We start from the raw sequence: 19,571 nt of genomic DNA, 5'->3' as shown, positions 1-19,571 counted from the left end.
TTTCTTTCCTTGACAGCAAGTTACTTGCAGCCAACCCTGTCGCCGTCACTGGTGCAGGAGTTTTACATGACCCGCCGTTTCGTCGATCTTTCCGTTCCGTTGGAAACCGGGATCGTTTCGGACCCGCCAATCATGCTGCCCGAAATCGAATACATGACCCATGATCAGACCGCAGAACAGGTCATGTCCTTCTTTCCCGGCTTGCAAAAACAGGACCTACCGGGCGGCGAAGGCTGGGCCATTGAGCGGCTGCAAATTGCCACGCATAACGGCACCCATCTGGACGCGCCGTATCACCACCACTCGACCATGAATAATGGCGAGAGGGCGATAACCATCGATGAGGTGCCGCTGGAATGGTGCATGAATCCCGGCGTAAAACTGGATTTTCGCCATTTCGACGACGGTTATGTGGTGTCTGCCGCCGATGTCGAGGCCGAGTTGAAGCGGATCGGGCATACCTTGCAGCCGTTGGATATCGTGGTCGTGAACACCTCAGCCGGTACGCAATACGGACAACCCGATTACCTGATGAAAGGCTGCGGTATGGGGCGCGAGGCGACGTTGTACCTGACCCAACGCGGCGTAAGGGTCACTGGCACAGACGCCTGGAGCTGGGACGCACCCTTTGCGCTGACAGCCCAGGAATATGCCGAGACGCGCGACCCGTCGATCATCTGGGAAGGTCATCGGGCGTCGATGGATATCGGTTATTGCCACATGGAAAAACTGACCAATCTGGAGAACCTGCCACCAACGGGTTTCGAAATTTCGTGTTTTCCGTTCAAGATCAAGGGCGCCTCGGCGGGTTTTGTCCGTGCCGTCGCAATATTCGAGGAAGATCCAAATGACTAACCCCCTCAGCGGTCACGATGGACCCTATGACGCCCCGATTGAGATACGAGGGTTCACGGTTTTGCCTGAGTGGATCGACTATAACGGCCACATGAATGTGGGGTTCTATGGCGTGGCCTTCGATCGCGCGCTGGATCACTTGATGGATGACCATCTGGGTCTGGGCGAGGCGCAGGTCAGCGCGTTGGGACAGGGGCCTTACATCCTGCAGTCGCATATGAATTTTTTGCGCGAGATTAGGCAGGACGAACCGTTCTGGTTTCGCTTTCGGATGTTGGATTCCGATCAGAAACGGGGGCATTACTTTGCACAGATGCTGTCCGATGATGGCGAACTCTGTGCGACGCAAGAGGCGCTGTTCATGAACGTCAGTCATACGACCGGGCGTTCCACTCCTTATCCGGACTGGGCGGTAGCGCGGTTGGCCCGGATGGTTCAAGATCATGCACCATTGGACCCCGCGCCGCAGGTTGGGCACACCATTGGCATCCGCCGCAGCGATTAATAATCCCGTTCGAAAAACACGCCAACCCCGGTTTCTCCGCGCCCGTCGACTGAACCGCGGACAGTAAAACTGTCCGACACGTCAAGGTTCAGGTTCACCTCGGTGTCACCTTCGGTATTGACGGTGAAATCTGTGTAGAGATTGTCGCTCAGATACGCGCCGGCCCCCAGTCGGCCCGCACCGCCTTCGGACGCGCCAATATCCACAGTGTCAACGCCGGTCGAATCGCGAAGCCCTTTGGTTGCATCTCCCCCGGCACCGCTGAGCTGCGCCAGAGACGCCGCCATCTGGGCGATGACAAAGGGTGAAATTTCGGAAAACCGGTTGCCGAACAAGAGCATGGCCAGCGCCTCTTCGGCTGGGCGTTCAGGGTCGGAATAAACGTCAACCTCCGGCGCATCCAACGGGCCCGCGATTTCGATTGTGGCGGTGCCATCGGACGTGCTGGTGGATGAGGCGAACTCGATATACGGCGTCAGGTCGCCTTGCAGTGTCACGATGCCTTTTGTAAGGGCCAGCCTGCGGCCCAGAATGTCGAAATTTCCCCGGATCAGTTCGATTTGGCCGGATGGGATAACTGCGGTGGTCGTGCCGCCGATATTCAGCCGCCCCCCCAGTTCGGCGTTCACACCCCGGCCGCGCACGAAAACCGCCTTGGGTGCCAGCAGGCTGACATCCAGCGCGATACGTGAATCGCTTTTTTCCGCGCCTTCCTCGACAACAAGGCCCGCGCGTTCCCGTGTCAGGTAACCAGCCGCGCTTTCATTGACATGCCTGATCTCGGGGATCGGTGCAGCGCCCACGGCACCAGCCGCGGCAGCGAGGTTGATATTGGTTTCCTCGAACGTGATCTGACCGGAAATGGCGCTGTTGCCCGCCAGCGCTCCGGTCATGGCGATCTCACCGTTCAAAGTGGTCTCATACAGAAGCTTGTCTGTTAGCACCAACTGATTGAGCCGCGTAACAATGTTCGCGTTCAGCGGCGGTGTCAGGTCCAATGGCCCCGAGATGGTAAAAGTGCCGCCCGCGCGCATGCCACCATTCAACGAGATATTAGCGCGACTCTGCGCCAATTCGACCGAGCCGCTGATGCCGGTTATTGTCTGTCCGATCTCAGGGATCGCAATTGACGTGCCTGAAGTGGTGATAGAACCGCTGAGCGAACTTAGCTCGGGCTTTCCCTTGAGCCGCAGATTGTGCCGGGCCGATCCTTCGATCTTGTTGGGTGAGATAAAGATGTTGGCGACACCCAGGTTGATGCCACCCTGCGCCCGCAGATCGGCCTCGCCGCTGTTTTCATCGAAGGTTCCAGCGATAGTGCTGTTGATCTCGGCCGGGCCATTGGCTGACCCGTCAATGGTCCAGACGCCGTTGTCGCGCTTGGCTGTGCCGGTTGCCGCAACGGTGCCAGGGAATTCGGGCGCGAACCGTTCGATCCTGTTCAACTTGGCGTCGAAATCCAAATCGGCCGAACCATCGGTGTCTACTGTTCCGGTCAGGGCTGCATAGGAACTGTCCGGGCCGCTCAGGCGCATGTCTCCTTCCAGTCCCGATCCTGTTGGGGCAACATTCCCGTCCAACGTCAGCGGGCCGGACATCGACGTCATGACACGGGACAGGTCGTCAAGCTGGGCCGAGAAGGTCAGGCCACCCGCCTCTCGGTCCAGTTTGCCCGATGCTGTAGCCGATAGGGCAGTGCCCCTCAGGCTAAATGTACGGACTTCCATGCCGTCGTTGTCTTTGTCGGCATCAATGTTCAGGGTCGTGCGGCCCTGGATCAATTTATCGACCAAATCAATCCCGGTCTGAAGGTCGTCAGCGTCCACATTGCCCTGAACGTCAAAGACACGATTGGCGAGATTTCCGTTGCCCTGCACATTCGCGGTGACCGAGCCGCCCAGATCCCGCTTGGCCAACCCCGAGAACAGCGACAGATTTGGGGCGTTCACACGGGCGGTGCCGTCAACCGAAAGCTCTCCGGTAGGGTCATCCACCGTTGCGGCGACTTTTGCAGTTAAGGCGGTACCGTTGACCGTCGCTTCGCGGATTTCAATCCGATCGGTCGTGCGTGCCCCGTCCCAGGTTATCGTGGTCTTGCCGGTCAGCAACGGATCGATGTCGGACATGCCGGTTTGTATATCCTGTCCGATCACGCTGGCCGTGCCGTCGAATTCCAAAGTCTGCACGGTGCCTTTGCCGTCCATTTCCGCCCGCAGGGCGCCACCCAGTTCACGCTTGGCCAGACCGGAAAAGACCGACAGGTCAGACGCATTCACGCGGGCCTTGCCGTCAATGGTCAGGTTGCCGTCAGGTGTCGTGACCTCGCCGCTGGCCTTTGCCTGCGCAGCTTCGCTGTTCAGGTCAAACTCGCGAATGGTGATGCCGTCGCTGCCTCGGCTGGCATCCAATGTGATGGTGGTTTCGCCTTTGATGACGGGATCGATATCGTCGCGCCCGGTGACCAGCTTGCTGCCCTCAAGCACCAGTTTGCCGTCAAAGCTACGCTCTAATGGTGAGCCTGTGCCGTCAACGCGGGCCGCGGCACTACCGCCCAGATCCAGCTGCGCCAGGTCCGAAAAACGCGACAGGTCCGATGCCTCGAGCGTGGCCGAACCGTCAACCGTCAGGCCACTATTCAATCCGTCGATCAACGCATCCAGCCCAAGGGTATAGTCGGTTCCCACCAGTTCGAACCCCGACAGGTTCAGCGACTGATCGCTGCCGTAATCGAACTGCCCATCCAGCGTGATGTTCTCTCCCAAGGCCGTGTTCAGGGCCTGATCATTCAGATCGATCCCGTCGACGATGGCCTGAAGGTCTCCCGTTACACTGAATGAAGTGCCCTGTTCCAACGTACCCTGCGCGGTGATGCGGGCCGTGTCCAGTTTCGCTTGCGGAGATTGAAACGCATTCGCCGTCAGACTCAGATCCCACAAATTGCCGTTTTTCTGATCGAACAATGCGGAAATCTGCGCCGCTTCAATCGAGGTTTCGCCGCCTTTGACAGGCAAAACCACCGTTGTTCCGTCGGGCGGGGTGATCCGGCCTTGCAAGGCCGCCAATTGCAACGTGCCGCCTTCGGCCAATTGCAACTCACCCTTTAGGTCCAAGGCTTGGGTGGTCAATTCCAGATCGGGGATGTCCAGCGCGCCTTGCGGTTTGGTTTGGCCGTCCACGAACAAGCGTGTCTTCGGGCCAAAGAATGGGTCCAGATCCTCGGCCATAAAGGGGGTCAGGTCGCCACCCAGATCGGCGGTAAAGGCGATCCCGTCTGCCGCACCGGTTTCAGCGGCGCGCAGCTGTATCTGCCCTGTGACCTGTTGCTGATTGTCGCTGCTCAGGGCGATATCAGCAGTGAAATCGGTCACTGGGCCCGAGCCTGTGACCGACAGGCCGATCGGTGGGCTGTTGGGAATATTCAGCGCAGTTGATATCACGCCGCCTGCGGCTTCTTTCACCTGCAGGTCCAGATTGATCTCGCGCGAGGTGTTCTGGAACCCGGCGGTCAGTGTCACCTCATCCCCTCCGCGGTCCAGGCGGGTGACATCCAGGTTGGTGTCCAATGTACCATCGGCCAGTGACAGGTTCCCCGTCACCGCCAGATCGGCGGCAACCCCGATCAGAGGTTTACCCAGTGACAGCTCATCAATCCTGATTTCACCGATCTCGATGGAAACGGGCAGTTCCGGTAGTTCGAAAGGTTTGGTCTCGGCTGTCGGCGCAGGCGTGTCCTTGGTGGTTGTGCCCGGCGCGCGGGCGATATCGATTTCCTGCGCGGTCAGGGCATTGACGGAAAACCGACCGCGTATAAGAGCCAGCCGGTTCCAGTCCAGCTCGGCATCCTTGATGGTCAACCAGACGCCTTCGTCGTCCGACACGGTAATCTCTTCAATCGTGGCGCGGGCGCTCAACGCGCCTTGCAGCCCTTTGACGGTGACGTTCTGATCATCTCCTGACAAAGTGTCCTGCAGGAAACGTTCCAGCATGCTGCCGCCGCCATCATCCTCTTGCGCGAGTACGGGCGGCGCTGTCAGGATCAGCACAGTTGTCACAACCGGATATGAAAACTGCCGTATCAAAACGCTTGTCCGATCCCGATATAGAATTGCAGACCATCGCCAGTGTCGCCCTGAACCGGCAGGGCTAAGTCAACGCGTAGAGGGCCGAACCCCCCAAGATCATACCGCACCCCAAGCCCGGCACCGGAATGGTATTCTGCACCGCTGCCGATGAAAGAAGAAGTGTCCACAGTACCGAAATCATAGAACCCGACAAGCGATATCGTGTCGGTGATCTTGCCACGGACTTCTCCCGACAGACCGAGGAAGGACTTGCCGCCTGCTTCACCACCGTTGACTGGAATGCCGAGGCTTTCGAACGGCTGCCCGCGCACGGTTCCGGCCCCGCCCGAGAAGAACAAGAAGTCCGGTGTAACATTGCTTGGCGAGGGTCCGATGATCGATCCTATCTGAGCCCGACCAGCCAAAACGAGCCGCCCGCCCGTGCCCAGGCTGGTATAGGCGCGTGTGTCGGCGAACAGCCTGATGCCCGTGTCTGTGCCGGAAAAACCTACAAAGGGCATGATTTGCGCATCCAGATAGAATCCGCGAGTCGCGCTGACCTTGCTGTCACGCTCGTCCCATTCAGACCGGGTTGGGATAATGAAATAGCGGAACTTGCGGCCGCTGCCATAGGCGTCATCTGCATCCGACCACTGAAACCCGGCTGAAGCTTCGGCATAAAGCCGATCAGAGAAGGTGCGCCTTGCACCGTAAGCCAGCGACGCAATTGAGACGTTGTAGTTGTCAGTGTTGCGGCGCTCCAGCAGGGCGCTCCAAAAGGTGTTGTCGTCCGGGCCCAGCCGGTCGGGTTGATCAAGGCGCAAACCAATGCGGCCGTCCAAATCCTCGGTTCCGCCGATATTGCGCAGAGCAGCTTCGAACCGCAGCCGTTCCGCGCGGCGGAAGACGTTGCGATGGGTCCAGGTCGCGGTGACATCCAGCCCAGCATTCGAGGCCAGCTCTACCCCGAAGGTCAGGCGGCGTTTGGGCATGTCCTCAAAAGTTGCATCGAAATCCAACGTGCCATCGGGATTGGGCGTTTCATGTTCTTCGATCGAAACGATGCTGAACGTGCCTGTCCGACGCAAGCGGGTGCCGACCTTCTGTATATCCGCTGGCGAATAAACCTCGCCCGAGGGAAAGCCGGCGATCTTGTTGATCGAGTGGTGGCGTACATCTGTATCGCCTTTGATGAACATCTTGCCGAAGGTCAGGCGCGGACCGGGTTCAAGGTCGATTTCAGCATCCAGCTTTCTCTGCGCATGGCGAGCGATAACGGTTTGGTCTTCAAGTTGGGCTTTGGCGTGACCGGCGTCCCGCCAGCCCTGTACCCCGGCCGAGGCCGCCTGTTGGATGGCACCGGTCGTGGCCAGTTTTCCAGGAGCGAACTCCTCTGGCAGGATTGTCTCCGGCGTAACAGGGGCGACGATAGCCGTTCCAAAAGTGAAGGTCGGTCCGGTATTTACCGTGATAACCGCTCGGTTGATCGTGTTGGGTACGGTTAGCGAGCTGATGTCAGCCGCTTCCCGGCCATCCAGCTTGATACTGACGACGGGGCTGAAGTAGCCTTCGTCATACAGAATCTGAACGAGTGTGCGGTAATCTGACAGGGCGGCAGACAGAACCTCGAGCGGGGTATCCAAGCCACGTTCATCTGCCGTCAGGACCGAGGAGGTTTCTTCGATACGTTCAACCACGTCCTGTGGCGCACCGGGCGCGGACAGGGATGTTTCCAGCGCGGCCAGAGATGAGGGCAGAGCGGCGGCAATAACGCCAAGCAGACAATATTTCACAAAGGCCTGTGGCCTGCTTCCCCGCATCGAATGGCTCCAACTGCCCCAAGTCGAAATCAATTTCACCGTCTTATGAAAAACAACGGCTGATACCGTTCATGTTAGAGCATCAGTTTACACACAGGGAAAGAACTTATCGAATGAGATGCCAAATTACCGGTTTGTGTGCCCCGTCAGCCCCGTTTGCGGGGTGGTAATGTGGCGCCAACCCATGAACGCATTGACGGGCTCCTCCCGCCCGATCCCATCGCATCAAAGATTCTTGTGATCCGTTAGGCCGGGCAGCGCCCGGGCAGGCCCGCGCGCTGCGGTTCCGCGAATTCAAGGCTGTGCCATCAGGCGGGCGACGTCGAGCATACGTGCTGAAAAGCCCCATTCATTGTCATACCAGCCGAAAATGCGAACCTGCCGGTCGCCGACCATCCGCGTCTCGGGGCCTGCAATGACCAAAGATTCCGGTCGTGTACGCAAATCTGACGACACCAGCGGGTGATCGGTCCATCCCAGAATGGGAGACTGCGCGACCGTCTTGCGCAGCTCGGCTTCAAAGTCAGTGGCGGACATACCGCGTTCAAGCGTCGCCACCAGATCCACCGCAGACACGCTGGCTGTGGGGACACGCACCGCCGCGCCCGAGATGCGACCCGCGAGATGCGGCATGACCTCATCAATCAAGTGCGTGGCGCTTGTGGTGGTGGGCACCATGGACAACGCGCCGGCGCGTGACCGGGCCAGATCGCCGCGCGGGGCGTCAATCATGGGTTGGCTGTTGGTATAACAATGGATGGTTGTCATATGGGCCGAGGCGATGCCGCCGATTCCATCCAGCACCTTGATCAGTGGGGCCAGCCCATTGGTGGTGCAGGACGCGTTCGAAACGATCCGGGCGTTGCCCAACTGCGCTTCATTGGCACCCAGAACGATCGTGACTTCGGTTGCGGGCGAGGGGCCCGAGATCAGCACTTTGCCCGCCCCGGCGGTCAGCCCCTGGCTGGCAACATCCGAGGTACGGGCGACGCCGGTGCAATCCATCAGGACATCCACGCCGCTCAGGTCGACTCGTGACAGGTCGGGGCTGTGGGTCACCGGGATTGTGTGACCGTCGATGACAACGGTTCCGTCGCCGGTATCGACAGGCCCAGAGTAGGGGCCGAACGTGCTGTCGTATTTGAACAGGTAGGCACAGGTTTCCAGCGGTGCGATATCGTTGATCAGCACCAGCTCAATATCCTTGCCCCACGGCAAAGCCAGCAGCTGCCGCAGGATCGTGCGGCCAATACGACCGAATCCATTGATTGCGAGTTTCATGCGCAAGCTATGGCAGTGGGCCGCGCTGACCTCAATGCCCGTTTCGCGGCAAGATCAATTGCAGCTGACCTGCGAAAAGAACTGGCCTGAGATGTTTTGATACATGCTGGCCCGGATAGGCTTGCATCCGGTGGCTGCCTGAATGGCGGCCATAGCTTGAATGGTGCGCAGGCGCGGTGGCGGACCGAACGGGTTCAGATTGTTGTTGTCACGCGTGGCGCGGTACACGACCGGAGCATCCGAAACCTGCGTAACGGCCCATGTGCGGCTCATGACGAAGACCGATTTGGTTTCCTCTTTGGCGACTACAGGGGTCGCCTCTAAGGCCGTCAGGCCAATTACAGCTGCCAGTGCCAGCAGGGATCCGCGCAGTACCATTGAACAATCTCCAGTGCTAAAAACGGTGCTATTTCACCAGATTCAAGCGCTTCTGTGAACCCCTGCGCGGGAAAAACTGAATCGGCGTAAGTGGTTAGCCAGTTGCGGGGTGGTTGCTGGTTCGCGTCTTTGCACAGTTGATCGTGGTTGTTTCGGTCCGCCCACGCACCATAAGGGGCACTCGTGCGGGGTAACTCAGTTGTGCCGGGCGAACGCCACGAATGGAATGCCATGCGAGTAGCGGCCTTAGACTGTCAAAAGAATTGTTCTGGATAGTTTTAGCGTTTGCCCAACAGGGCTTGGCCCCCGTTCGCTGCCGGTATAGTCTTGAATGCAAATCTATTTCAGCAAGGTGAGGCGATCATGAAAGCCTGGATTTCTTCTACATTTGTAGCTGTTGTTGTTCTGGCGGCAATCCCGACCGTGCAGGCCAAGCCGCTTTCCCGAATCATCGCAGAAATGGGGCTGACACCTGCAGATTTCGAGGTTGTGAACACAGCCGCTGACGCGATGCTGTCAGGCGCGACACCCCGGGTGGGTGAGGAAAGTTCCTGGGTGAACGAAGCCACCGGTTCGAAAGGCACGATTCGCGTCCGCGACGTACGTGACAACTGCGTACACCTGCAGCATTTCATTCGACCCGAAGGATCGGATCAGACTCGCGAGGTCAGAACCCGCCGGTGTCGCGACGCAGGCGGAAACTGGATCCTGACACCCTGATCTGGGTCTAGTAACCGCGGGTCCTGTCGACTTCGTGCAGCAAAAGGCCTCCGGCGCTCAGGCGGCGGAAATTCTCGCCCACATCAGCCAGCGCTTCTCCCAGATGCCAGCCCGACACGTGCGGCGTGATGGTGACACTGGGATGTGTCCAGAGCGGGCTGTCGGACGGAAGTGGTTCGGTCGAAGTCACGTCCAGCACCGCATGACCGGGTGTACCATGATCCAGCGCGACGATCAGGGCGGTTTCTTCAATCAGATCCCCGCGACCCGCGTTCAGTAACTGGCTACCTGGCTTCATTGCCGCCAGCATCCCTGCATCGAACAAACCGATTGTCTGCGGGGTCGAAGGCAGGATCGCGCAGACATGGTCGCACTGACCCAGCAGTTCTGGCAGAGCCGCGTCGCCATGCAGGCAGGTAACCCCATCGATCTGCTTGGCTGAGCGGCTCCAACCCATCACCTGAAACCCGACGGCGCGTAGCATTTTGGCGCTGCGGGCACCGATATGGCCCAGACCCAGCACACCTACCACGGTGTCTGGCGAATAGAGTGGTGCTCTGGGGGTCCATTCCGCGCGGTTTTGCGCCTTTTCATGAAAGGTCATGTGTCGTTGATGGCGCAGAACATAAGCGACGAACCATTCGGCAATACCCTGCGCGGGGGCGTCCGGTTTCAGCCGTGTTATACGCACATGCGTGGGCAGGTGCGGATTGCTGACGATGGTTTCGACCCCGGCGCCCAGTTTTTGCACCAGTTTCAGGTTGGGCAGCCGCTTGGGGTGATCGTTGCACAGCACGACGACGGCGACCATCGTGATTTCGGTCGGATCACCAAGGGTTTCAGGCGTGCGTACATCTATGTCCGGGTGCAGCCGCCGAATGTCTTGGGCGATGTCGTTGTCGCTTATCCAGTCGGACAACCCGGTTTCGATCAGCAACGCCATGTCGCGCCCCCCTCTGCTTCAATTTGCCAGTGATGACGTGCCGTCACTGAACTGGACATCGTTGCCGCAGCTAAGTCATTCTTTGTCCCAAGGTAAAGCCCGGTCATCGGATCGGATGACCAGACACGCACAGAAAACTTTTGAGGCAGCGTATGAACGGGACACAAGACCTGAGCCAACAGGCCTATTTTCATCTGCGCCCTGATGGCGCTTTTGTGGGCAATGACCCCGCCCGGGGGCCGTGGTCGGCCGATCACTGCCACGCCGGGCCTGTCAGCGGTCTGATCGTGCGTGCCGCGGAAACCGAGGTGGGACCGGAAAAGATGCTGACCCGCCTGACGGTCGATCTGCTGCGCCCACAACCCTTGGCAGGGCTGCGCGTTGCTGCCGAGACTACGCGCCACACCAAGACGCTGGCGACCACGCGGGTAACGGTTCACGATCTGGATGACACGCTCTGCGCCACTGCGACCACGATGCACTTGGCCCACCGTAACCTGGGACCGGTCCCGAATGTCACGGTTGCTCCACCCCGGCTGGAAGATGCGGTGACGGGGCCATTTCCGATCGGTGAGATACGCCACGGTCTGCCGGGCTTCGCCAACCACTCAGAAGTGCTGTACCCGAAAGACGGTAATCAGGGCGCCGGTCCCAAGACGGTCTGGATGCGCACCCCGGCTTTGATTGAGGGCGAGGACCCTTCGCCGATTCAGGTACTGTGCCCGCTGGCCGATTGTGGCAACGGCATCTCGTGGAACGCACCGACGACCGAGATGGGGTTCATGAACACCGATCTGACCGTGCAAATCCATCGCGAGCCGGGGTCGGATTGGCTGGCCTCAGAATCACTGTGCCATTGGCAGCCGTCGGGGATCGGAATGTCCCAGTCCGTATTGTATGACACGCAAGGTCCTGTCGGTACGGCCTTGCAAACACTGGTTCTGTTCCCGCCAAAATGACCCTTTGGCCGGTTTCTGCGGGCGCTGATTGAATCGCATTGCCGCGCGCGGACGCAGGCCCTATCTTTCACGCATGCGTTGGATTGTAACCCTGTTGACTTGCTGCCTGCCGATTCCGGCCATGGCGCATCCGCATGTCTTTATCGACACCGGGCTAGAGTTCATTGTGGATGACGCCGGCCAACTGACCCATGTGCGGGTGACCTGGGCTTATGATGAACTTTACTCGTTGTATCAACTTGAAGACATGAAATTGGATCAGGATTTCGACGGAGTTCTCACTGAAAATGAAGAGAAATTCCTGGCCGGTTTCGACGCACAGTGGATCGAAGGGTACAATGGCGATCTGGTTGTCTTTGCAGATGGCGTGCCCGTGTCGCTGTCCGGCCCATTGGAACCGACAGCAACCACCGAAGATGGTCGTATCGTGACAACCCATTTGCGCGCGGTTGATGGAGACGCGGTGTCTGCATCTTCGCTGACGGCGAAGGCTTTTGATGAGACGTTCTACATTGCCTATGAACTGACCCGCCCGGTGACGGTGAGTGGCCCTGCGTCCTGTCAGATGGATCGGATCGACCCCGATATCGATGGTCAGCTGGCGCAGATGCAGGCCTTTTTGTTGACACTGGACGCCGATTACGACCTTGAGGAAAACGATATCCCGCTGGTCGGGGAAAACTTTGCGACCGAGATTTTCGTTTCATGTCCAAATACCTGATTGTTCCGGTTGCCATCGCCATTACGTTGCTTCTGTGGTTTTGGGGCAGCGGTGGGTTTGACAGTCTGGCCGCGTGGGCGGCGGGTGAGCAGCGCGAGTTTCAGAACCAGATCGCCCGATCCTTACGCGCCGCACGGGCAGAACAGCCCGAGGCCGTCGCCACCCTGCTGACGGTTTGTTTCGCCTATGGGTTCTTTCATGCCATCGGTCCAGGTCATGGCAAGGTGCTGATCGGCGGGTACGGGCTGGGTCGTCGGGTCGCCTTTTGGCGGTTATCCGCAATCAGCGTGCTGTCCAGTCTGGGGCAGGCAGTGACAGCAGTCGTGCTGGTTTACGCTGGCGTTTTGGTGTTTCAGATGTCACGCGAAAGCCTTGTGGGAACAACCGAACAGGTCATGGCCCCGATCAGCTATGGTGCCATCGCCGCGATCGGTCTGTGGCTGGTGTTTCGCGCCATTCGCAGCTTTGCCCGCAGACACCGCAGTAACACAGCGCAAGCGCATCAAGACCAAGGTCATCACCATGGTCACGACCATCATCACGACCACGATGTCTGTTCAGATTGCGGCCATCGCCACGGCCCCTCAGTGGAAGAGGTTGCTCAGGTCGGCAGCCTGCGCGAGGCGTTGTTGTTGATTGCCGGTATCGCGGCCCGACCCTGTACTGGGGCGCTGTTTGTGCTGATCCTGACATGGCAGATGGGGATCGCGATGGTTGGCATCGCTGGGGCGTTTGCCATGGCGTTGGGTACGGCGATGGTCACGACCCTGGTCGGGTGGACGTCGTTCGGGTTGCGCGGGGGATTGCTGGCCTCTGCCTCGGCCACAAGGTTTGCATCTGTGCTGGCCCCGACAATTGAATTGGTGGCGGGGCTGACGATAGCGGTGATTGCCAGCGGTTTGCTTCTGCGCACGATTTAACCGAAGACCGGTTCCGGATACCCGACCCGCGCTAGGTACAAGCCCTGCGGCGGGCATACCGGCCCACAGGCGGCGCGATCAGCGGCCTGCAGCGCGTCACACACATCTTCGGGCGTCCACGCGCCCGCACCGACACGCTCCAGCGTTCCGACAAAGCTGCGCACCTGATTGTGCAGGAACGACCTGGCGCGGACGTGGAAATGTATCTCAGGTCCCGAGAAACCATCGACCTGTTCAACCCGCAACTCATCCAGCGTTTTGACCGGGCTGGCGGCCTGACAGATGGATGAGCGGAAGGTGGTGAAGTCATGCTGCCCGATCAACATATCCGCCCCGGCTTGCATGGCATCGACATCCAGCTGGTGATTGATCTGCCAGACCTGCCCGGCGTCATGGGTCGCAGGCGCACGACGCATCAGGATGCGGAACAGGTATTGCCTCTCTAACGCGGAAAACCTGGCGTGCCAGTCTTCGTCAACCTGTGCGGCTTTGACGATGGCCACCGGTTGCGGCTTGAGATGATAGTTCAGCGCTTCAGACAGGCGGAACGGGTCCCAATCCTTGACCAGATCGCAATGGGCGACTTGACCCAGCGCATGAACGCCCGCATCGGTGCGGCCTGCTGCAGCAATGGTGTGATCACCGGGTTGAATTCGCGACAAGGCCTGTTCGATTGCTCCCTGCACAGACGGCAATTCCTTTTGCCGCTGCCACCCGGCAAACGGTTCCCCTTGGTATTCGACTTTCAGCGCGTATCTAGGCATGGGCCGCTGGTAACCCGCCCTGCAAAACGGGGCAAGGGTTGGAAAGCGCTGGTATGTACGACGCCCTCTACCTATCTTGAGCGAAACGATAAAAGCGGGGCGACAGTTTGGTCATCTCATCCCTGGCAGACAGTCTTGTGCGCGGTGTTGAATCCGTGGGCGACCGCGTGTCTGAAACTCTGTTTGAACCGGTCATCCGTCTGGGCGTTACCGGGTTGGCGCGGTCGGGAAAGACGGTGTTCATCACATCCCTGGTTGCGAATCTGCTGGACCGGGGGCGTATGCCAGGATTGGTCGCGCAGCAGGAGGGCCGCATCAATTCGGTCTACTTACAACCCCAGCCGGACGATACGGTGCCGCGCTTTGATTATGAAAACCACTTGGCTGCGCTGATCGGGCCGCAGCCTCATTGGCCAGATAGCACGCGCGCCGTGTCCGAGCTGCGCCTTTCCTTCAAGGCCCGTCCGGCAGGGTTGCTTGCGGGTCTGCAGGGGCCGCGCACGGTTCATCTGGATATTGTGGACTATCCGGGTGAGTGGCTGCTGGATCTGGCCCTGCTGGATAAATCATACGAGGCCTGGTCAGCCGAAACCTTAAACCGTATCGAAACGCGGACCGAAGCGGCCGCGTATTTGACGCAGGCCAGGGTGGCAAACCCTGCGGATGTTCATGACGAACCCACGGCTCAGGCGTTGGCCAAAGCCTTTGCTGCGTATTTGAACGCCGCACGGGATGCAGGCTTTTACGACTGTACGCCGGGGCGGTTTCTACTGCCCGGCGATCTGGCGGGTTCTCCGGTGCTGACCTTTGCGCCATTGCCGGTGGAGGGCCACGCGCCGCGCCGCAGCCTGCACCGCGAAATGGCGCGGCGGTATGAGGCGTATAAATCGCAAGTGGTGAAACCCTTCTTTCGCGATCATTTCTCGCGGATCGACCGTCAGGTGGTTCTGGTCGATGCGCTGGGCGCAATCCACAAGGGGCCGCAAGCGGTTGAGGATATGCGTCGCGCGATGGCCGATATCCTGTCGGCCTTTCGACCGGGGCGCAATGCGTGGCTCAGCCAGTTGCTGTTGGGCAAGCGGGTTGAACGTATCCTGTTCGCAGCCACCAAGGCCGATCACCTGCACCACACGCAGCATCCTCGCCTAACCCATATCATGGAGGCTCTGACCCGCGATGCCCGCGACCGGGCCAGCTTTGCCGGGGCCGAGACGGCGGCGCTGTCGCTGGCCGCCCTGCGTGCCACGACCGAGGAAATCCGGACGCATAACGGGGCGGACCTGCCCTGTGTGCGTGGGACGTTGCTGAACGGCAAACAGGCGGCCTTTTATCCCGGTGATCTGCCTGATGACCCAGCGCATTTATTGGGTCCGGCCCGAAACGGGGCTGAAAACTGGTTGGATAAGGATTTTGGGTTTATGGCCTTTGCCCCAGCGCATCTGACCTTGCGTCCGGGCGATGGCCCGCCCCATATCCGGCTGGACCGCGCCACGCAGTTCCTGATCGGAGACCGCCTGTGACCGTGACCCTCCGCCCCGCTCGTACCACGGATGCCGGAAAGATCGGAGAGATCCTGCACGGCTTTTCGCGCGAAAACGACTGGATGCCCGAGCTACATACCTGCGCTGAAACCATCGCCTTTTGCGGTTGGATGATCGATCTAGGGTGGGTCACGGTGGCTGAAACCGATACTGGCGTTGTGGGATTTCTTGCGCTCAATGAAACAGAAGTTCATTCCCTGTATTTGACACCGCCAGAATGTGGACAAGGCATTGGACAGCGCTTGTTGGACCACGCCAAGTCCGATCAGATCGAACTGTCCCTTTTTGCGTTTCAGGCCAACCACGGGGCGTGCCGGTTCTATGAGCGCAACGGTTTTGCCGAAGTTGCCCGCAGCGACGGGGCCGATAACGATGAAAATCTGCCAGACATCAAATATGTCTGGCGGCGGAAAGGGGTGGCGGATGGCTAAAGGTCCGGTACTGATTGATCTCGATACGGAAGAACCTGCCGCCGACGTAGCACAGGCTCCGCCGGTCCCCGATATTGAGCCACCTCAAGGTCAGGCGATGCAAGCGGCAGCCCGCTTGGCTGCGCGGAAACCCTCGGTTTTGTCACGATGGTTTTGGGGTCTGGCGCTGGCCGTGATTGGCGCGGTGGTTTCTGTTGCCGCATGGGATTTCGCCACCTCGCTGTTGTTGCGCTCACCGATATTGGGCTGGGTTGTAACTGGTCTGATCGGTGCGTTGGTTCTGGTCGCCCTGATCATCGCCCTACGGGAGCTGGCAGCCATCGGGCGCTTGTCCCGCGTGGATGGGATGCGCCGCGCCGCAGATGCCGCGTTGGCTGAGGCGGATTTGGCACAGGCCCGTGCAGTCACCAACCGCCTGATCGCGTTTTACAAAGGGCGCGAAGAAACCCGGTGGGGCCGTGACCGTCTGGCTGAACGGATGGAAGAGCAATTCGACGCCACAACCCTGCTGACCTTGGCCGAGGACGAATTGCTGGCCCCTCTGGACGCTGCCGCCAGCCGTGAGGTCGAGGCCGCCGCCCGTCAGGTTGCCACGGTGACCGCACTGGTGCCCTTAGCGTTGGCCGATGTTGTGACGGCGCTTGCGGCCTCATTACGGATGATCCGTCGGGTTGCTGAGATTTATGGCGGACGCGCTGGATTTCTGGGCAGTTGGCGCCTGACCCGTGCAGTGTTCGTGCATCTGGTGGCGACCGGGGCCGTGGCCGTGGGTGATGATCTGCTGGAACCTATTCTGGGCGGATCGGTCCTTAGTAAACTGTCGCGCCGGTTTGGCGAGGGGCTGGTGAACGGCGCGCTCAGCGCGCGGGTTGGTGTGGCTGCGATGGAGGTTTGCCGACCACTGCCGTTTTCCGACCGGCACAAGCCATCTACGCGCGGGATGATCAAACGCGCGCTCAGCGGGTTGTTTTCCAAAACTTGACCTGACGCAAAGTCCTGTGGCCCGCTGGTGTGCATAACAAAGCCGGAGCCAGCCATGACCGATCACGGACACAGCCAGCAGGAAATCGCCGCGCGGATCAATGCGCCTCCGGGGCGAGGGGTGCTGCGGGACGTGGTGTATGGCGGTATCGACGGATCGGTCACCACCTTTGCCATCGTGGCCGGGGTTGCCGGAGCGGGGCTTTCGCCGTTCATCATCGTGGCGCTGGGGCTTGCCAATGTTCTGGCCGACGGGTTTTCCATGGCTGCCGGGAATTACTCGGGCACCAAGGCCGAGTTGGACAACATCCGCCGCATCCGCGCCATCGAGGAACGCCACATCAGCCTTTACCCGGAGGGCGAGCGCCGCGAGGTGCGCGAGATACTAGCCCAAAAGGGCCTGTCGGGCGACGTTCTGGATGACGCCACCGATGCAATCACCGCCAACCACGACAATTGGATCAACCTGATGGTCGAAGGCGAATACGGGTTGGGCAGCGTTGACCCCCATCCGTTCAAAGCTGCCATGGCGACCTTCATCGCCTTTCTTGTCGCGGGCATGGTGCCATTGCTGCCATTCCTTTTATCGGTCGATCATGCCTTTGCCATCTCGGCCTGCATGACGATGGGAGTTTTTTTTGCCATTGGGGCCTTCAAAGCCCATTGGTCGCTGTCCCCGTGGTGGCGGTCCGGGCTCGAGACCTTTTTGATCGGCGGTGCAGCGGCCTTGATCGCTTACCTTGTCGGCTCGCTGTTTCACCCCTGACGGCCAAGATTGTCGCAGTGGGTCCCATAGGGCTGGTTAATTGCTGGCCAACGGTTACGCTGCCGCAAACAGGTTCATCGGGTTGAGCAATCATTGCGGATTGAGAATAAAAATGTCTTGGTTTTAGGAGCTTATGGCTTTATCGGCGCTGCGGTGGCGCGATCTCTGCAAGCCGAGGGCGCGCATGTGGCGGCCTTTGTGCGTAACTTGAAAACCGGGGTGCAGGTTCTGCCGGATGTCACGCAGGTGCAAGGCGATTTGCGGGCTTGTCTGCAGCCCAAGGACTGGGTCGCGCATCTGGAGCACGTTGACTGTGTCGTGAACTGTGCAGGAGCATTACAGGATGGTCCCGCCGATGATCTCGAGGCTGTGCATCACACCGCCATTGCGGCCTTGGGGCAAGCCTGCGCGCAAAGGGGCATTGCGGTGGTTCAAATCTCGGCCATTGGTGCCGACCTCGATGCAGAAACGGATTTCATGCGCACCAAGGCGGCTGGGGACGCTGCGCTGCGGGCCTGTGATGTGCCGCTTTGGATTTTCAAACCCGGTCTGGTGATCGGGCAATCCGATTATGGCGGAACAGCGCTGCTGCGCATGCTGGCAGCGGTTCCTTTGATACAACCCATCGCGTATCCGCATGTTTTGGTTCAATGCGTCGGCATGTCGGACCTGTGCCGTGCTGTGACCGCAGCCGTGGCCGATGAGGTCCCACAGGGCACTTACGATCTGGTCGAAGACACGCCCGCCTCACTATCTGAGGTCCTGGCCGAGACACGGCGCTGGATGGGTTTTCCCGCAGCGCGATTCACTGTGAGAATGCCGGCGGTTGTTACAGCCATAATCGCACGCGGCGCTGATGCGTTGGGCCATTTGGGTTGGCGCTCGCCTTTGCGCAGCAATGCGATGACCGTGATGGGCGAGGGTGTGGTTGGTGATCCGGAACCGTATCGCGCCGCAACAGGCCGGTCACTGGCACCCTTGCCCCAGGTTTATGCAGACCTGACTTGCGCCCGTGAACATCGGCTGGTTGCGCGAATGTCCTTGCTGATGCCACTGGTCGTCGCCGCGCTCAGCCTGTTCTGGCTGCTGTCCGGCTTTTTCGGGCTGATTGGTCTGCCTAAGGCTACATCGGTTCTGACCGGGGCCGGGTGGAGCACCGGAATGGCCGTTGCCAGCGTTTTGTTCTGGTCATTGGTCGACATTTTTCTGGGGCTTGCGATCCTGTGGCGACCCTGGGCTGCGCGCGCCTGTCTGGCGCAGGTCGCGGTGGCCTTGTTCTATTTGCTGGCGGCCAGTTTCACCGTACCCGACCTGTGGCTGGACCCGCTTGGCCCGTTGATCAAAATCCTGCCGGCGATGACCTTGTCGCTTATCGCCTGGCCCCTGTTGCAGAGCCGCTGATGGACCCTGACCTGATCCTGCGTTGGTTACACGCTATCGGCGCCTGCGTCCTGTTGGGCACGGGGGCAGGCATCGCGTTTTTCATGCTGATCGCGCATCGTTCTGGTGACGCCAGGTTCATCGCGCAGACCGCAGGAACCGTGGTGCTGGCCGATCTGCTGTTCACGGCAACGGCGGTTGTACTGCAACCGGTGACAGGCGGATTGCTGGCATGGCGGTTGGGCTGGCCTTTGACCGAAGGTTGGGTTTTGGCCTCGCTGGTGCTCTATGCGGTTGCGGGGGTGTTTTGGTTGCCGGTGGTGTGGATTCAGGTTCGAATGCGCAGGTTGGCGCAGGCCTCTGCAGATGCGGACGCGCCGCTGCCTTGGGCTTATCACCGTCTGTTCCGCATCTGGTTCGCTTGCGGATTTCCTGCCTTTGCGTCGGTTTTGATTATCATCTGGCTGATGATCGCCCGCCCGTCGATTGGTTGGGTGTAGCCATTAAGACCGACAAGCAATTTATCGGGAATTCTGGCTGTTGCT

18 protein-coding genes are annotated in these 19,571 nt (G+C 59.7%); 12 read left to right on the top strand and 6 right to left on the bottom strand.

The genetic code is table 11. The features are described 5' to 3' along the window. Positions 1–66 precede the first annotated feature (66 nt). Together ACR0DL_RS19960 and ACR0DL_RS19955 are read left to right on the top strand one after the other, a co-directional pair. Positions 67–855: a cyclase family protein gene (locus tag ACR0DL_RS19960; RefSeq protein WP_480690914.1), complete on the top strand. Its 789-nt coding sequence runs from the start codon at positions 67–69 to the stop codon at positions 853–855. Continuing rightward, on the top strand, positions 848–1,360 hold the full coding sequence (locus tag ACR0DL_RS19955) for a thioesterase family protein (protein ID WP_480690912.1): 513 nt from the start codon (positions 848–850) through the stop codon (positions 1,358–1,360). Before ACR0DL_RS19960 ends, ACR0DL_RS19955 begins: the two co-directional genes overlap by 8 nt. Here ACR0DL_RS19955 and ACR0DL_RS19950 read toward each other — a convergent pair. The 4 genes from ACR0DL_RS19950 to ACR0DL_RS19935 all read right to left on the bottom strand — a co-directional run bounded on the left by ACR0DL_RS19950 (position 1,357) and on the right by ACR0DL_RS19935 (position 8,900). Further along, complete coding sequence (locus tag ACR0DL_RS19950; protein ID WP_480690910.1) at positions 1,357–5,403, bottom strand: translocation/assembly module TamB domain-containing protein; 4,047 nt, start codon at positions 5,401–5,403, stop codon at positions 1,357–1,359. The two genes, ACR0DL_RS19955 and ACR0DL_RS19950, sit on opposite strands and share 4 nt — an antisense overlap. 32 nt (positions 5,404–5,435) lie before the next feature. Further along, positions 5,436–7,241 (bottom strand): autotransporter assembly complex protein TamA, encoded by a 1,806-nt coding sequence (locus tag ACR0DL_RS19945; RefSeq protein WP_480690908.1) that lies wholly within the window; start codon positions 7,239–7,241, stop codon positions 5,436–5,438. Positions 7,242–7,535: 294 nt separating this feature from the next. Continuing rightward, complete coding sequence (locus ACR0DL_RS19940; protein WP_480690906.1) at positions 7,536–8,522, bottom strand: type I glyceraldehyde-3-phosphate dehydrogenase; 987 nt, start codon at positions 8,520–8,522, stop codon at positions 7,536–7,538. Positions 8,523–8,576: 54 nt separating this feature from the next. Then, complete coding sequence (locus ACR0DL_RS19935; RefSeq protein WP_170351739.1) at positions 8,577–8,900, bottom strand: hypothetical protein; 324 nt, start codon at positions 8,898–8,900, stop codon at positions 8,577–8,579. Between the two features lie 363 nt (positions 8,901–9,263). Between ACR0DL_RS19935 and ACR0DL_RS19930 the strand changes: the two genes are divergently transcribed. Continuing rightward, positions 9,264–9,620, top strand: coding sequence for a hypothetical protein (locus ACR0DL_RS19930; RefSeq protein WP_480637452.1), 357 nt, complete (start codon positions 9,264–9,266; stop codon positions 9,618–9,620). Positions 9,621–9,627: 7 nt separating this feature from the next. Here ACR0DL_RS19930 and ACR0DL_RS19925 read toward each other — a convergent pair whose 3' ends face one another. Further along, positions 9,628–10,563, bottom strand: coding sequence for a 2-hydroxyacid dehydrogenase (locus tag ACR0DL_RS19925; RefSeq protein WP_480690904.1), 936 nt, complete (start codon positions 10,561–10,563; stop codon positions 9,628–9,630). Between the two features lie 152 nt (positions 10,564–10,715). Between ACR0DL_RS19925 and ACR0DL_RS19920 the strand changes: the two genes are divergently transcribed. The 3 genes from ACR0DL_RS19920 to ACR0DL_RS19910 all read left to right on the top strand — a co-directional run bounded on the left by ACR0DL_RS19920 (position 10,716) and on the right by ACR0DL_RS19910 (position 13,163). Next, positions 10,716–11,522, top strand: a complete 807-nt coding sequence (locus tag ACR0DL_RS19920) for a thioesterase family protein (RefSeq protein WP_480690902.1) — start codon at positions 10,716–10,718, stop codon at positions 11,520–11,522. 73 nt (positions 11,523–11,595) lie between these two features. Next, positions 11,596–12,243: a DUF1007 family protein gene (locus ACR0DL_RS19915; protein WP_170379019.1), complete on the top strand. Its 648-nt coding sequence runs from the start codon at positions 11,596–11,598 to the stop codon at positions 12,241–12,243. Further along, positions 12,228–13,163 (top strand): nickel/cobalt transporter, encoded by a 936-nt coding sequence (locus ACR0DL_RS19910; RefSeq protein WP_480690900.1) that lies wholly within the window; start codon positions 12,228–12,230, stop codon positions 13,161–13,163. Before ACR0DL_RS19915 ends, ACR0DL_RS19910 begins: the two co-directional genes overlap by 16 nt. On the opposite strand, the gene truA is transcribed toward ACR0DL_RS19910, so the two are convergent. Continuing rightward, positions 13,160–13,927, bottom strand: a complete 768-nt coding sequence (gene truA / locus ACR0DL_RS19905; RefSeq protein ID WP_480690899.1) for a tRNA pseudouridine(38-40) synthase TruA — start codon at positions 13,925–13,927, stop codon at positions 13,160–13,162. The genes ACR0DL_RS19910 and truA overlap by 4 nt on opposite strands. A gap of 107 nt (positions 13,928–14,034) precedes the next feature. On the opposite strand from truA, the gene ACR0DL_RS19900 reads away from it, so the two are divergent. From ACR0DL_RS19900 to ACR0DL_RS19875, 6 genes are all read left to right on the top strand, one after another. After that, positions 14,035–15,447: a YcjX family GTP-binding protein gene (locus ACR0DL_RS19900; RefSeq protein WP_480690897.1), complete on the top strand. Its 1,413-nt coding sequence runs from the start codon at positions 14,035–14,037 to the stop codon at positions 15,445–15,447. Then, the gene (locus tag ACR0DL_RS19895) at positions 15,444–15,899 is read left to right on the top strand and encodes a GNAT family N-acetyltransferase (RefSeq protein ID WP_170362419.1); all 456 of its coding nucleotides are present in this window, start codon (positions 15,444–15,446) and stop codon (positions 15,897–15,899) included. The genes ACR0DL_RS19900 and ACR0DL_RS19895 overlap by 4 nt, the downstream gene beginning before the upstream one ends. Then, positions 15,892–16,881, top strand: coding sequence for a YcjF family protein (locus ACR0DL_RS19890; protein ID WP_170399232.1), 990 nt, complete (start codon positions 15,892–15,894; stop codon positions 16,879–16,881). Before ACR0DL_RS19895 ends, ACR0DL_RS19890 begins: the two co-directional genes overlap by 8 nt. Positions 16,882–16,935: 54 nt before the next feature. Beyond that, positions 16,936–17,646, top strand: a complete 711-nt coding sequence (locus ACR0DL_RS19885; protein ID WP_170362417.1) for a VIT1/CCC1 transporter family protein — start codon at positions 16,936–16,938, stop codon at positions 17,644–17,646. A 117-nt stretch (positions 17,647–17,763) separates the two neighbouring features. After that, entirely contained in the window at positions 17,764–19,047 is a 1,284-nt protein-coding gene (locus ACR0DL_RS19880; protein WP_480690894.1) for an SDR family oxidoreductase, read from the top strand. Next, the gene (locus tag ACR0DL_RS19875) at positions 19,047–19,526 is read left to right on the top strand and encodes a DUF2269 family protein (protein ID WP_480690892.1); all 480 of its coding nucleotides are present in this window, start codon (positions 19,047–19,049) and stop codon (positions 19,524–19,526) included. Before ACR0DL_RS19880 ends, ACR0DL_RS19875 begins: the two co-directional genes overlap by 1 nt. Positions 19,527–19,571 lie beyond the last annotated feature (45 nt).

Source organism: Ruegeria sp. BB5 (genome assembly GCF_056539405.1).
Note: the sequence above shows the minus strand (reverse complement) of the source record. Positions and strands in the feature narration are given on the sequence as shown.